The sequence below is a fragment of the Escherichia sp. E2748 genome, from assembly GCF_005781125.1.
GTDB lineage: Bacteria > Pseudomonadota > Gammaproteobacteria > Enterobacterales > Enterobacteriaceae > Escherichia.
The window spans coordinates 15,946-28,299 of the sequence record NZ_VATP01000023.1 but is presented as its reverse complement, the minus strand read 5'-3'; the positions used below and the strand labels follow the sequence as shown (position 1 = coordinate 28,299).

The 12,354-nt window shown below is 52.2% G+C and carries 10 protein-coding genes; 6 read left to right on the top strand and 4 right to left on the bottom strand.

What is annotated here, in order from left to right:
- Positions 1 to 45 precede the first annotated feature (45 nt).
- Positions 46 to 678, bottom strand: a complete 633-nt coding sequence (gene comR, locus FEK42_RS18210; RefSeq protein ID WP_135492220.1) for a TetR family copper-responsive transcriptional repressor ComR — start codon at positions 676 to 678, stop codon at positions 46 to 48.
- 240 nt (positions 679 to 918) lie between these two features.
- Here comR and bhsA point away from each other — a divergent pair, with 240 nt between their 5' ends.
- Entirely contained in the window at positions 919 to 1,176 is a 258-nt protein-coding gene (bhsA, locus tag FEK42_RS18205) for a multiple stress resistance protein BhsA (protein WP_000800147.1), read from the top strand.
- Between the two features lie 81 nt (positions 1,177 to 1,257).
- Here bhsA and ldtC read toward each other — a convergent pair whose 3' ends face one another.
- The 3 genes from ldtC to FEK42_RS18190 form a co-directional block, all read right to left on the bottom strand.
- Positions 1,258 to 2,220 (bottom strand): L,D-transpeptidase LdtC, encoded by a 963-nt coding sequence (gene ldtC, locus FEK42_RS18200; protein WP_171022639.1) that lies wholly within the window; start codon positions 2,218 to 2,220, stop codon positions 1,258 to 1,260.
- Positions 2,221 to 2,364: 144 nt separating this feature from the next.
- Positions 2,365 to 5,811, bottom strand: a complete 3,447-nt coding sequence (gene mfd / locus FEK42_RS18195; protein WP_135492222.1) for a transcription-repair coupling factor — start codon at positions 5,809 to 5,811, stop codon at positions 2,365 to 2,367.
- Positions 5,812 to 5,938: 127 nt separating this feature from the next.
- Positions 5,939 to 7,009 (bottom strand): acyltransferase family protein, encoded by a 1,071-nt coding sequence (locus FEK42_RS18190; RefSeq protein WP_135492224.1) that lies wholly within the window; start codon positions 7,007 to 7,009, stop codon positions 5,939 to 5,941.
- 261 nt (positions 7,010 to 7,270) lie between these two features.
- Here FEK42_RS18190 and lolC point away from each other — a divergent pair, with 261 nt between their 5' ends.
- From lolC to cobB, 5 genes are read left to right on the top strand one after another with little or no spacing between them, the layout of a single operon-like run.
- On the top strand, positions 7,271 to 8,470 hold the full coding sequence (gene lolC / locus FEK42_RS18185) for a lipoprotein-releasing ABC transporter permease subunit LolC (RefSeq protein WP_000284714.1): 1,200 nt from the start codon (positions 7,271 to 7,273) through the stop codon (positions 8,468 to 8,470).
- Entirely contained in the window at positions 8,463 to 9,164 is a 702-nt protein-coding gene (gene lolD / locus FEK42_RS18180) for a lipoprotein-releasing ABC transporter ATP-binding protein LolD (RefSeq protein WP_001033695.1), read from the top strand. The genes lolC and lolD overlap by 8 nt, the downstream gene beginning before the upstream one ends.
- Complete coding sequence (gene lolE, locus FEK42_RS18175; RefSeq protein ID WP_135489413.1) at positions 9,164 to 10,408, top strand: lipoprotein-releasing ABC transporter permease subunit LolE; 1,245 nt, start codon at positions 9,164 to 9,166, stop codon at positions 10,406 to 10,408. The genes lolD and lolE overlap by 1 nt, the downstream gene beginning before the upstream one ends.
- 28 nt (positions 10,409 to 10,436) lie before the next feature.
- A complete protein-coding gene (nagK, locus tag FEK42_RS18170) occupies positions 10,437 to 11,348 on the top strand; it encodes an N-acetylglucosamine kinase (protein WP_130259681.1) in 912 nt (303 codons plus the stop codon).
- Between the two features lie 15 nt (positions 11,349 to 11,363).
- Positions 11,364 to 12,185 carry a Sir2 family NAD+-dependent deacetylase gene (cobB, locus tag FEK42_RS18165; protein ID WP_135492226.1) on the top strand — a complete coding sequence of 274 codons (822 nt, stop codon included), beginning with the start codon at positions 11,364 to 11,366 and terminating at the stop codon, positions 12,183 to 12,185.
- Positions 12,186 to 12,354: the final 169 nt, after the last annotated feature.

The following is a 12,354-nucleotide window of genomic DNA, read 5'->3' as shown; positions in this document are numbered from 1 at the left end:
ATTTAGCCCCTCATTCGCTCAGGCTGAGGGGCTTTTTTTTGCGTCTTACTTCACCAGTTCAGGCCATAAACGCAGCGTTGTCCGGGCAATCAGCATCAGTTTTTCCAGCGATGCGCCTTCACGGGCGCTTATCGACATCCCCTGAATAATACAATTAAGAAATTCCGCAAGATGCGTTACGTCACAGTGGGCGGGAATTTCCCCGCGTGCCTGGCGTTGACTTAAAAACTGCTGCAAGGTGCGTTCTTGCATTGCGTGACGTGATTTCACCGTATGAGCAATATCGCCCGAATCCGCTGAAAGCGTGGTGCAGTTGTTAATCATAAAGCAACCCGCGGGGGTGTCTTTGCTGGTAAAGCAGCTGGCGACGGCAGCGAAATAGTCCGCCAGTGCAGACTCCACGCTTTTTTCTTCACAAAACAACTGCGCTTCATGCTTAGCGGCAAAGCGATCGATATAACGGTCGAGTACGGCGCGAAATAACCCCTCTTTGTTGGTAAATTCCGCGTAGAGCGTTGGCGCTTTGGCTCCGGTCGCTTCAACGAGGTCCGCAAGGGAAGTCGCTTCATAACCGTGCTGCCAGAACAATTTCATGGCCTTATCAAGCGCGGCGTCCCTGTCGAACACTTTTGGGCGGCCACGGCTTTTTTTTACACAATGTGTTGAGTCTATTGCCATGATGCCATTGTACCTGGTGGCTGTGAATGAATGGTTATTATAAAAATAATCACCTCCCTTCACCAGTCCAGAAAATAGAAAAATAAAAACTCTCTATTTAACTGAAATTTAAAGTTTTTTAATTTAATTAATGATTGTTATAAAAAACTTCTTGTATGTGATCCAGATCACATCTATCATTTAGTTATCGATCGTTAAGTAATTTCTTGCGACGCCATTCACCTGCATAAGGCCACTATTATGAAAAACGTAAAAACCCTCATCGCTGCGGCGATTTTAAGTTCCATGTCATTTGCCAGCTTTGCTGCTGTCGAAGTTCAGGCAACACCAGAAGGCCAACAAAAAGTGGGTACAATTAGTGCTAACGCGGGGACAAATCTGGGATCGCTGGAAGAACAGCTGGCACAAAAAGCGGATGAGATGGGCGCAAAATCTTTCCGTATTACTTCAGTAACCGGTCCGAATACCCTCCACGGAACGGCAGTCATTTATAAATAAGCATTAACCCTCATTAATGCCCGCTATTGCTGCTTTTTTCCCCGCGACATACTGTGCCGCGGGGATTTTTTTATCCGGGAGTTACAGCGATTGTGGGCTCAGTTGATGGCGGCGCACATCTACCGGCATCCCGGAACGGACATCCATCACATGCTGCATCACTTCAGCGTCAGTTTGTGCTGCATCTTTAAATGATTGCATTGCGCTATTCAGCGTAATAGGCAATAGCTGCGGATCATCATCAATCTTCTCTGATAGCGGCTGATGCACTTCAACCAGACGCGCACCGCTTGGTTCGGCAGAGACTTTAATCGGCGTGTTGATGATATTCACTTTGGTGCCTGGGGTGACCTGGCTAAAGAGTGTTTTGATATCGTCATCACGCAGACGAATACAGCCAGAACTTACCCGCATGCCAATGCCGAAATCGGCATTCGTACCGTGAAGCAAATAAACGCCGCCATAGGCCGCCAGGCGAATCGCATGATGGCCCATTGGGTTATCTGGTCCAGCAGGAACTACCGCAGGCAACTCAATTCCCTGTGCTTTATAACGGGCGCGGATGTTTGCGGTTGGCGTCCAGGTTGGGTTTGCACGCTTGTCAGAAACGGTGGTCACCATTGTCGGTGTCAGCGTGTCACCACCCAACTGACCAATGCCTATTGGATACACGGTTACCGAATTTTTACCCGGCGGGTAGTAATAGAGACGCAGCTCCGCAATGTTGATCACAATGCCTTCGCGCGGCGCGTCTGGAAGTAGGGTTTGCAATGGGATCGTTAACACGCTACCCGCGCGTGGCACGTAAGGATCAACGCCGGGGTTAGCCTGTAACAGAGCGAGAAAGCCGACGTTATATTTTTTGGCGATGGCTTCCAGCGAACCACCGTCATTTTCCACCACATGAAATTTATTTTCGCCAACCAGACGACTGCCCGCTGGCGGCAGCGGCCAGGTATTGGCTTTTGCCGGTAGCGTCAGCGCCACGGCTGCGGCGAACGTAAAAAACGTTAGCCAGCGAGAAAAACGCGTTTTGATCATCACCAAAAATCCATAATAAATATAAGGTTATTGTAATAAAAAGATAAGCCTGAATTATGGATGGTGACAGTGTCGGATAGTGCAGGGAAGTGCAAAGAATTTGTAAATGTTACAGATGGGGGCGCAGAAACGCCCCCGATATCACCATTAAGCGATCGCGTTCTCTTCCAGTTCACGCATAAACTGGCGAACCCACTCGATACGCGTTTTCCGCTCGCTCAAATCCTGAATAAACTTCAGGCGCGTCGGGCCATCAAGGCGATAATGCTGCGGCTGTTTTTGCAGCAAACCAATCAGCCAGGCTGGATTCACGTGATTCTTCTCGGCAAATTCGATCACGCCGCCTTTCTCATTACCTTCCAGCTTCCTGATCCCCAGTTTCTGCGCTTGCTGGCGCAGACGGGCAATATCCAGCAGGGTACGCGCCGGATCCGGCAGCAGGCCGAAGCGATCGATAAGCTCGACTTTGATCTCTTCCAGCTCGTTTTCCGTTTTGGCGCTGGCAATACGTTTATAGAACGACAAACGCGTATTCACGTCAGGGATGAAATCATCTGGCAATAGCGACGGCATCCGCAGCTCGACTTCTGTTTGCTGGCTGGTGAGATCTTCCAGCGACGGCTCGCGTCCGGCTTTCAGTGCATCGACGGCGTTTTCCAGCAACTCCATATACAGCGAGAAACCGATGGTTTCCATCGAGCCGCTCTGTTCTTCGCCAAGCAATTCACCCGCGCCGCGGATCTCCAGATCGTGCGTTGCCAGCGCAAAGCCGGCCCCGAGATCTTCCAGCGAGGCAATCGCTTCAAGACGTTTTTGCGCATCGGTAGTCATCGCTTTCGGATGCGGCGTCAGCAGCCATGCATATGCCTGATGATGCGAACGTCCGACGCGACCGCGCAACTGGTGCAGCTGCGCCAGACCGAAGTGATCCGCGCGTTCAATGATAATGGTGTTGGCAGTCGGGATGTCGATTCCGGTTTCGATAATGGTGGTACAAACCAGCACGTTGAAACGTTGATGATGGAAATCATTCATCACCCGTTCCAGTTCGCGCTCACGCATCTGCCCGTGACCGATGGCAATCCGCGCTTCAGGCACCAGTTCCGCCAGCCGTTCGGCGGCTTTCTGGATGTTTTCCACATCATTGTAGAGATAGTAAACCTGACCGCCACGCAGAACTTCGCGCAGGATCGCCTCTCTGACCACCAGACTGTCATACTCGCGGACAAACGTTTTAACAGCCAGACGACGGGCGGGTGGCGTGGCGATAATCGACAGGTCACGCATTCCGCTCATCGCCATATTCAGCGTACGTGGTATTGGCGTAGCGGTAAGCGTCAGAATATCTACGTTCGCCCGCATCGCTTTAATGCGCTCTTTATGACGCACCCCGAAGCGGTGTTCTTCATCGACAATCAGCAGACCTAAATCTTTAAACTTGACGTCATTTTGCAGCAGTTTGTGCGTACCGATCAGAATATCGATTTTCCCTTCCGCCACTTCCGCAAGAATTTGCGTCTGCTCTTTGGCGCTGCGGAAACGGGAGATCATTTCGATACGTACCGGCCAGTTGGCGAAACGGTCGCGGAAGTTGTCGTAATGCTGCTGCGCGAGAAGGGTGGTAGGCACCAGCACCGCCACCTGCTTGTGGTTATCTACCGCCAGGAAAGCGGCGCGCATCGCCACTTCTGTTTTACCAAAGCCAACATCGCCGCACACCAGACGATCCATTGCCAGCGGCTGACACATGTCGCTAAGTACTGCATTAATGGCCTGCGCCTGATCCGGCGTGGTTTCAAACGGGAAGCTGTCGCAGAACAACTGATACTGCTCACGATCGTGTTTAAACGCGAAGCCCTCTTTGGCGGCGCGTTGCGCGTAGATATCCAGCAATTCTGCCGCCACATCACGCACTTTTTCCGCTGCTTTCTGCCGCGCGCGTGACCACGCATCGCCGCCAAGTTTATGCAGCGGGGCGTTTTCTTCCGCGCCACCTGCGTAACGGCTAATCAGATGCAGTGACGACACCGGAACATACAGTTTGGCGTCGTTGGCGTAGGTGAGCATCAGATACTCGCCAGTAATGCCGCCGGCTTCCAGCGTGGTCATTCCGGCATAGCGCCCGACGCCGTGCTCCAGATGGACCACCGGCTGACCAATATGCAGCTCCGCGAGGTTACGGATCAGTGTATCGGGGTTGATGGCGCGACGAGAATCCTGACGACGGCGGGCAACACGTTCACCGAGCAGATCACTTTCGCAGATCAGCGCCAGATTACGCACCGTATCGACAAAACCATGTTCGGCAGCGCCAATCATCAAATAACGCCCACGGTCGCTGGCTTCATCAAGACGCATAATGCGTTGCGGGGCAATTTTAATTCGCGCGAGCAGTTCACCCAGCGCTTCACGGCGACCTTCACTTTCTACCGAGAACACCACCGGACCGTCGAAAGACTCGAGGAACTTACGCAGCGCATCCAGCGGCGCTTTTTGTTGCGCCTGAACGGCCAGGTCTGGCAGCTTCTCGAAGCCTAAATTGGCATTCGCTGCTTTTGTCGGTAAATGTTCAGTTTTTAGCTGCACGCGGGGCCAGTTTTTCAGCTCTGAGAAGAGCTCGTCCACCCGCAGCCAGAGCGATTGTGGCGGCAACAGCGGTCGCATTGGATCGACGCCACGGCTTTCAAAACGCGCCAGCGTGTCAGCCTGGAAACGTTCGGCACTGTTTTCCAGATCGCCAGTATTCACCAGCAATGTATTGGCAGGGAAATAACTGAACAGTGGCGGCAGCGGTTCGCTGAAGAATAGCGGCTGCCAGTACTCGATCCCGGCAGGCAATGTGCCTTTACTCACTTGCTGGTAAATATGTTCCGGATCGCGCTTCACTTCGAAGGTATCGCGCCACTGGCTGCGGAACAGTTCAATCGCCGCTTTATCGGTCGGGAATTCGTGTGCGGGCAGCAGGTTGATGGCTTCAACTTCTTCCAGCGTGCGCTGGCTATCGACGTCAAATACACGCAGGCTGTCGATTTCATCATCAAAGAAATCAAGACGATAAGGCAGTTCGCTGCCCATCGGGAAGAGATCCAACAACGCGCCGCGCGTGGCGTATTCGCCGTGCTCCATCACCTGATCAACATGGCGATAACCTGCGCTGTCCAGTTGGGTTCGTAATGCATCTCGTGACAGGCGCTGACCTTTTTTCATCACCAGCGCATGACCGTGGAGAAAACTGTGCGGGCAAACGCGCTGCATAAGCGTATTCACCGGAACAATCAGTACGCCACGCTGCATCGTCGGTAGCTGGTAAAGGGTGGAAAGGCGCGAGGAGATGATGTCCTGATGAGGCGAAAAACTGTCGTAAGGGAGTGTTTCCCAGTCCGCCAGATTCATCACCATCTGATCGGTGAACTGGCTGATTTCATCATGCAAACGCAGAGCATTTTGCATATCTGGTGCAATGAGTACCACCGGACCGGCGTGACGTTCGGCAATTTCCGCCACCAGCGTCGCGCAGGCAGCGCCAGTTAACTCGCCCAGCAGACGCTGCTCACCCGCTTTGACGGGCAGCGTATAACGATATTGTTCAGGCATAACGGTTGTCAGAGTCTCGTTAGGATATGCCCCAACATATGGGGGCCTATCTCTGATAAGCAATGCTGTTCATTATCCGTAATCGAGATGGTTTAGCAAATTGAATCGCCCCGGCTGGGGCGATGGCTTAACGAGAGTAACTGGTGGCAGGCAGAGAAGGCGGGGAGAACAACAGGTCGCTGAATGCGCGTTGTGAAAATTTTCGCACCAGTAATCCAGCAACAGTACAAATCAACAAACTGACAAAGGGATAAACCAGCAGGAGCGTCAGTTCGAGTTGCGGCGACCTGCGGGCTGCATTCATTTGCGGAATCAGACTTAAGCTGAATATCTCTACCAGAATGCGATGGGTGGTGTAGATGGCAATGGTGTTAGAACCAATCACATTCAGTAGGCTGGAGGAACGCATACCGAAACGCTGCTCGTACTGATAAAACAGTTTCATGATCACTACAATCGATACCAGCGACAACAGCAGCGAGATATTAAACAACCAGGCAGCAACCGCCAGAACAGCCAGCAAAGAAGCCATCAGCAGATGGCGGCGCAACGGCACCTCTTTAACACAGGTCATTAATGTTGCGCCAAACCATGCACCAAGGCTGTAATAAGGCAAATTGCGGATCACACTGTTCATTCCCCACCATGGCGTGGGAACGAAATTAACCGCCACACTCATCAGCACAAACAGAACGAATAACGGCAGCGCCAGACGGCTAAAAAGTTTACATATCACGAAATAGACAATTAAAGCGTACAGATACCACAAGCTGGTGCTGGCGGTGATCATCCCGTGCAGGAACTCGTCGGTGGAATCGGCATACGCGGCATTGGAGGCATTGCTTAAATCGCGCTCAGGCGCCAGCCACGGGTTCAGCGCACTTAACGCCAGCCACTGCACCACGCCCCAAAGCGCCAACACCCAGAAGATGTTCCAGATGCGTTTATCGAGACAATTTCCCCAGGGTACGCTGTCGATATAGCGGCGAATCAAATAGCCGGAAATAAAGAAAAAAACCGGCATACGAAAGGGGGCAAGGTAAAGATTGAAATAGATCCAGCATTTGCTCAGGACTTCCGATAACGGATGCTGGAAAGTGGTCAGATGCGGATAAAAGGTAATGACCGAGTGATAAATTACCACCAGACAAATACATAACCCTTTGATCTGGTTAATCCATAGCTCTTTTTGTTTCATCAGGACAACACGCTCTTTTTATTTAACATGCTGTTGATCCTGCGGGGCGAGTCGCTTGGTGTAATGCGTATCTGTCTGTATTTGGTTATTTTTCAGATAAAGATCAGGCCACAAGGCCGATGAGAAAATGAGGCCCTTTAGCCGATTGATTTGCTGGTACTTTTCAGATTAGCCCTGACGATCACTTACAGTTCAGACGTTTACCCATCTCGCTTTCGCTTATATACTCGTGTCTTTGCTAACAGCAACCAGACGGATTTCATGTACCAACCTGTCGCTCTATTTATTGGCCTGCGTTACATGCGTGGGCGTGCAGCGGATCGCTTCGGTCGTTTCGTCTCCTGGCTTTCTACCATCGGCATTACCCTCGGGGTGATGGCGCTGGTCACAGTATTGTCAGTGATGAACGGCTTTGAGCGCGAGCTGCAAAACAACATCCTTGGCCTGATGCCACAGGCAATTCTCTCTTCTGAGCATGGCTCTCTTAACCCGCAGCAACTCCCGGAAACGGCAGTCAAACTGGACGGCGTTAATCGCGTCGCACCTATCACTACCGGTGATGTGGTACTGCAAAGCGCGCGCAGCGTGGCGGTCGGGGTGATGCTGGGTATCGACCCGGCGCAAAAAGATCCACTAACGCCGTATCTGGTCAATGTGAAACAAACTGACCTCGAGCCGGGGAAATATAATGTCATCCTCGGTGAACAGCTGGCCTCACAGTTGGGCGTTAATCGCGGTGATCAAATTCGCGTGATGGTGCCATCTGCCAGTCAGTTCACGCCAATGGGGCGTATTCCAAGTCAGCGCCTGTTCAATGTGATCGGCACTTTCGCCGCCAACAGTGAAGTCGATGGCTATGAAATGCTGGTGAACATTGAGGATGCCTCGCGTCTGATGCGTTATCCGGCAGGCAATATTACCGGCTGGCGTTTGTGGCTGGATGAGCCGCTGAAAGTCGACTCATTAAGCCAGCAAAAACTGCCAGAAGGCAGCAAATGGCAGGACTGGCGTGACCGTAAAGGCGAGCTTTTCCAGGCCGTACGCATGGAAAAAAATATGATGGGCTTGCTGCTGAGCCTGATTGTCGCCGTTGCGGCGTTTAACATTATTACCTCGCTGGGGCTAATGGTGATGGAGAAGCAGGGCGAAGTAGCGATCCTGCAAACGCAAGGCTTAACTCCGCGACAAATCATGATGGTCTTTATGGTGCAAGGGGCCAGCGCCGGGATTATCGGCGCAATCCTCGGAGCAGCGCTTGGCGCACTGCTTGCCAGCCAGTTGAATAATCTGATGCCGATAATCGGCGTCCTGCTTGATGGCGCAGCGCTGCCGGTGGCTATCGAACCTTTACAGGTCATTGTTATTGCGCTGGTGGCGATGGCTATCGCGCTGTTGTCTACGCTTTACCCTTCCTGGCGCGCTGCCGCCACTCAACCCGCTGAGGCTTTACGTTATGAATAAGATCCTGTTGCAATGCGACAACCTGTGCAAACGCTATCAGGAAGGCAGTGTGCAAACCGATGTGCTGCACAATGTCAGTTTCAGCGTGGGCGAAGGTGAAATGATGGCGATCGTCGGTAGCTCTGGTTCTGGTAAAAGTACCTTGCTGCACCTGTTAGGCGGGCTGGACACGCCAACCTCCGGCGATGTGATTTTTAATGGTCAGCCGATGAGCAAACTGTCTTCGGCAGCGAAAGCGGAACTGCGCAACCAGAAGCTGGGCTTTATTTATCAGTTTCACCACTTGCTGCCGGATTTTACCGCCCTGGAAAACGTGGCTATGCCGCTGCTGATTGGCAAGAAAAAGCCCGCTGAAATCAACAGTCGAGCGTTGGAAATGTTAAAAGCGGTGGGGCTGGAGCATCGTGCGAATCACCGCCCGTCAGAGCTTTCCGGCGGTGAGCGCCAGCGTGTGGCGATTGCCCGTGCGCTGGTCAATAACCCGCGCCTGGTGCTGGCGGATGAACCTACCGGTAACCTTGACGCGCGTAACGCAGACAGCATCTTCCAGCTGCTTGGGGAGTTGAATCGCTTGCAGGGCACCGCGTTCCTGGTGGTTACTCACGACCTGCAACTGGCGAAACGCATGAGCCGCCAACTGGAGATGCGTGATGGTCGTCTGACGGCGGAACTAAGCCTGATGGGGGCGGAGTAATGGCGATGCCTTTATCGTTATTAATTGGCCTGCGTTTTAGTCGCGGACGGCGGCGCGGCGGCATGGTGTCGCTGATCTCCGTCATTTCTACCATTGGCATTGCACTTGGCGTGGCGGTATTGATCGTCGGCTTAAGCGCGATGAATGGCTTTGAACGCGAACTGAACAACCGCATTCTTGCTGTGGTACCGCACGGTGAAATTGAGGCGGTAGATCAGCCGTGGACTAACTGGCAGGAAGCACTGGATAAAGTGCAGAAAGTGCCGGGTATTGCCGCCGCTGCGCCGTATATCAATTTCACCGGGCTGGTGGAGAGTGGCGCGAATCTGCGCGCTCTGCAGGTTAAAGGCGTTGATCCGCAACAGGAACAGCGTCTGAGCGCGCTGCCATCATTTGTCCAGGGCGATGCCTGGAACAATTTTAAAGCGGGCGAACAGCAAATTATCATCGGCAAAGGCGTGGCGGATGCGCTGAAAGTGAAGCAGGGCGATTGGGTGTCGATTATGATCCCAAACTCGAATCCCGAGCATAAGCTGATGCAGCCGAAACGTGTGCGTTTGCACGTTGCGGGTATTTTGCAGTTGAGTGGCCAACTCGATCACAGTTTTGCCATGATCCCGCTGGCGGATGCCCAACAATATCTTGATATGGGTTCCAGCGTGTCAGGTATTGCCCTTAAAATGACGGATGTTTTTAACGCTAACAAACTGGTACGCGATGCGGGTGAAGTGACCAACAGCTATGTTTATATTAAAAGCTGGATTGGTACTTACGGCTATATGTATCGCGATATCCAGATGATCCGCGCCATTATGTATCTGGCGATGGTACTGGTGATTGGCGTGGCCTGTTTCAACATCGTCTCCACGTTAGTGATGGCGGTGAAAGATAAGAGTGGCGATATCGCAGTATTAAGAACGCTGGGGGCGAAAGACGGTTTAATTCGCGCCATCTTTGTCTGGTATGGATTGCTGGCAGGTCTGTTCGGCAGCCTCTGTGGTGTGATTATCGGCGTAGTGGTTTCACTGCAACTTACCCCGATTATTGAGTGGATTGAAAAGCTGATTGGTCATCAGTTCCTCTCCAGCGATATCTATTTTATTGACTTCCTGCCATCGGAATTGCACTGGCAGGACGTCTTCTACGTACTGGTCACAGCATTGTTGCTGAGTCTTTTGGCAAGTTGGTATCCGGCGCGACGCGCCAGTAATATTGACCCTGCGCGAGTCCTTAGCGGCCAGTAAAGGCAGTACATTAAAACAAGGAGCGGCAATGTATTACGGGTTTGATATTGGTGGAACGAAAATTGCGCTAGGCGTGTTTGATAGCGGTCGGCAGTTGCAGTGGGAAAAGCGGGTGCCGACACCGCGTGATAGCTATGACGCATTTTTAGATGCAGTGTGCGAACTGGTGGCCGAAGCCGATCAGCGTTTTGGCTGTAAAGGTTCTGTCGGCATCGGTATTCCGGGAATGCCGGAAACAGAAGATGGCACGCTGTATGCCGCCAATGTCCCCGCCGCCAGTGGTAAACCGCTGCGTGCCGATCTGAGCGCCCGCCTTGAACGCGATGTGCGCCTTAATAACGACGCCAACTGCTTTGCCCTTTCTGAAGCCTGGGACGATGAATTTACCCAATATCCACTGGTGATGGGACTGATCCTGGGGACTGGCGTTGGCGGTGGACTGGTATTCAACGGTAAACCGGTAACGGGTAAAAGCTATATTACGGGTGAATTTGGGCATATGCGCCTTCCCGTCGATGCATTAACCATGATGGGGCTGGATTTCCCATTACGTCGCTGTGGCTGTGGTCAAATTGGTTGTATCGAAAATTATCTATCAGGTCGGGGCTTTGCGTGGCTCTGGCAACACTATTATCATCAACCGTTGCAGGCTCCCGAAATTATTGCGCTTTATGAGCAAGGCGATGAGCAGGCAAGGGCGCACGTTGAGCGTTATCTGGATTTATTAGCGGTTTGTCTGGGAAATATCCTGACCATTGTTGACCCTGATTTGCTGGTCATTGGCGGTGGCTTATCGAATTTCCCGGCAATCACAACGCAACTGGCGGACAGGCTGCCTCGTCATCTCTTACCTGTAGCTCGTGTTCCGCGCATTGAACGCGCGCGTCACGGGGATGCAGGAGGAATGCGTGGTGCGGCCTTCCTACATCTAACCGATTAATCAACAGAGGTTACTATGTTGTCGCGTCGGGGTCATCGGTTAAGTCGTTTTCGTAAAAATAAACGCCGCCTGCATGAGCGTTTGCGTCAGCGTATTTTTTTCAGAGATAAAGTGGTGCCGGAAGCAATGGAAAAACCAAGAGTACTCGTACTGACAGGGGCAGGAATTTCTGCGGAATCAGGTATTCGTACCTTTCGCGCAGCAGATGGCCTGTGGGAAGAACATCGGGTTGAAGATGTGGCTACACCGGAAGGTTTTGATCGCGATCCTGAACTGGTGCAAGCGTTTTATAACGCCCGTCGCCGCCAACTACAGCAGCCAGAAATTCAGCCTAACGCTGCGCATCTTGCTCTGGCTAAACTGCAAGAAGCCCTCGGCGATCGCTTTTTACTGGTGACGCAGAATATCGATAATCTGCATGAACGCGCAGGTAATACCAATGTGATTCATATGCATGGGGAATTGCTGAAAGTACGTTGTTCGCAAAGCGGTCAGGTTCTCGACTGGACCGGAGACGTCACGCCAGAAGACAAATGTCATTGCTGCCAGTTCCCGGCTCCGCTGCGCCCACACGTAGTGTGGTTTGGCGAAATGCCACTCGGCATGGATGAAATTTATATGGCGTTGTCGATGGCCGACATTTTCATTGCTATTGGCACATCCGGGCATGTTTATCCGGCGGCTGGGTTTGTTCACGAAGCGAAGCTGCATGGCGCGCATACGGTTGAACTCAATCTCGAACCGAGTCAGGTCGGTAATGAATTTGCCGAGAAATATTACGGCCCGGCAAGTCAGGTGGTGCCTGAATTTGTTGAGAAGTTGCTGAAGGGATTATAAATCAGGAGTAATTGCCTGATGCGCTACGCTTATCCGGCCTACGAGCGGACTACAATTAATTGAATTTGTGGGGTTTGTAGGCCGGATAAGGCGTTCTCACCGCATTCGGCACAATACACGCGCACTTTTCCGGCCTCTTTTCCTTTAACTCGTCTATAGCAGCGATACA

Bases quoted from the DNA above. Each gene is read 5' to 3' on its own strand.
- comR (WP_135492220.1), bottom strand. From the start codon at position 678: ATGGCAATAGACTCAACACATTGTGTAAAAAAAAGCCGTGGCCGCCCA.
- bhsA (WP_000800147.1), top strand. From the start codon at position 919: ATGAAAAACGTAAAAACCCTCATCGCTGCGGCGATTTTAAGTTCCATG.
- mfd (WP_135492222.1), bottom strand. From the start codon at position 5,811: ATGCCTGAACAATATCGTTATACGCTGCCCGTCAAAGCGGGTGAGCAG.
- FEK42_RS18190 (WP_135492224.1), bottom strand. From the start codon at position 7,009: ATGAAACAAAAAGAGCTATGGATTAACCAGATCAAAGGGTTATGTATT.
- lolC (WP_000284714.1), top strand. From the start codon at position 7,271: ATGTACCAACCTGTCGCTCTATTTATTGGCCTGCGTTACATGCGTGGG.
- lolD (WP_001033695.1), top strand. From the start codon at position 8,463: ATGAATAAGATCCTGTTGCAATGCGACAACCTGTGCAAACGCTATCAG.
- lolE (WP_135489413.1), top strand. From the start codon at position 9,164: ATGGCGATGCCTTTATCGTTATTAATTGGCCTGCGTTTTAGTCGCGGA.
- nagK (WP_130259681.1), top strand. From the start codon at position 10,437: ATGTATTACGGGTTTGATATTGGTGGAACGAAAATTGCGCTAGGCGTG.
- cobB (WP_135492226.1), top strand. From the start codon at position 11,364: ATGTTGTCGCGTCGGGGTCATCGGTTAAGTCGTTTTCGTAAAAATAAA.